We start from the raw sequence: 1,581 nt of genomic DNA on the forward strand, positions 1-1,581 counted from the left end.
ATGACGAGTCACGACCACGGAAGCGACGAGGGGCACGACGAACACGGCGACGACCACGGGGACGGCCACGCCCATCACCACCACGACGTCGACTCCGTCGCGGTCGCGGTCGTCACCGTGTCGTCGTCGCGGAGCGCGGACGAGGACCCGGCGGGCGACTACGTCGCGGCCGCCTTCGAGGAGGCGGGCCACGAGGTCGCCGTCCGCGAACTGATCCCGGACGACTACGACAGCGTTCAGGGGACCGTCGACAGGCTCGCTCGACGGAAGGACACCGACGCGGTGGTGACCACCGGCGGCACGGGCGTCACCCCTGACGACGTGACGCCGGAGGCGGTCCGTGGACTGCTCGCGAAGCGCCTGCCGGGGTTCGGCGAGCTGTTCCGCCGGCTCTCCTACGAGGAGATCGGGACGCGGACGATCGGGTCGCGCGCGACCGCCGGTGTCGTCTCCGCGACGCCGGTGTTCTGTCTCCCCGGCTCCGAGAGCGCGGTCCGGCTCGGCGTCGACGAGGTGATCCTCCCCGAGGTCGGCCACCTCGTCGGACTCGCCGGGCGGGGAGTCGACGAACGCGGCGAAGAGCAGACGGAAGAGTCGGAAGAAGCGGAGGAAGCGGAAGGAACGGAGGAAGCCACCGACGACGCGTCCGCGGACGCGGGAGCCGCGGACGACCCCTCGGGGGACGGCGACGCCTGACGAGCCGCGGTCAGACCCCGGTGAGGAAGTTCCGGATGAGGTCGTGACCGGAGCCGGTCAACACGCTCTCCGGGTGGAACTGGACCGCCTCGATCGGGTGGTCGCGGCCGCGGATCCCCATCACGATCGACTCGCCGTCGTGGTCAGTCGTCGCGGTGACCTCAAACGCGTCGGGCACCTCGGTCGCCGCCAGCGAGTGGTAGCGGCCGGCGCGGAACCCCTGATCTAACCCGCGGAACACGCCCTCGCCGTCGTGGTCGACGGCGAACGCCTTCCCGTGGACTGGCTCGGGAGCGTGGCCGACGGTCCCGCCGTACTCGTACACGGCGGCCTCCAGCCCGAGGCAGACGCCGAGCGTCGGCACCCGCCGCGAGAGGTCGCGCAGCACCGGCATCGTCACGCCCACGTCGCGGTCGTTCTTCGGGTGTCCGGGGCCGGGGCTGATGATCACCGCGTCGGGGTCGGCCCCCTCGATCGCGTCGAGCGACGCGGTGTTTTTGAACACCTCGACGCCGACCGGCTCGCCGTCGATCCGCTGGTCGGAGACGTACTCGACGAGGTTGTAGGTGAACGAGTCGAAGTTGTCGACGACGACGACCTTCATCGCTCGCCCTCCGGGCCGGTGGCGAGCGGCTCTTCGCCGCTTTCGGCCTCGCCACCAGCGTCTTCGCGGATCCGGTCGATCGCGGTCAACACGCCGTCCATCTTCTGTTCGGTCTCCTCGTACTCCGCGGCCGGGTCGGAGTCCGCGACGAGCCCCGCGCCCGCCCGCACGCCGACGACCGACTCGTCGCCGCTCTCGTCGAGCGTCGCAGTCCGGATCACGATCGCGAAGTCGGCGTCGCCGGTCCACGCGTAGTAGCCGACGCCGCCGCCGTACGCCCC

Annotated in this window: 3 protein-coding genes; 1 reads left to right on the top strand and 2 read right to left on the bottom strand. The window is 71.3% G+C overall.

The features are described 5' to 3' along the window. Positions 1-696, top strand: a complete 696-nt coding sequence (locus BN903_RS05085; RefSeq protein WP_048076666.1) for a molybdenum cofactor biosynthesis protein B — start codon at positions 1-3, stop codon at positions 694-696. Between the two features lie 10 nt (positions 697-706). On the opposite strand, the gene trpG is transcribed toward BN903_RS05085, so the two are convergent. Continuing rightward, entirely contained in the window at positions 707-1,300 is a 594-nt protein-coding gene (gene trpG, locus BN903_RS05090) for an anthranilate synthase component II (RefSeq protein ID WP_048076667.1), read from the bottom strand. Then, a partial coding sequence (locus BN903_RS05095) for a chorismate-binding protein (protein ID WP_048076668.1) occupies positions 1,297-1,581 on the bottom strand: 285 nt, incomplete at its 5' end. The genes trpG and BN903_RS05095, both read right to left, overlap by 4 nt.

Source organism: Halorubrum sp. AJ67, from assembly GCF_000513435.1.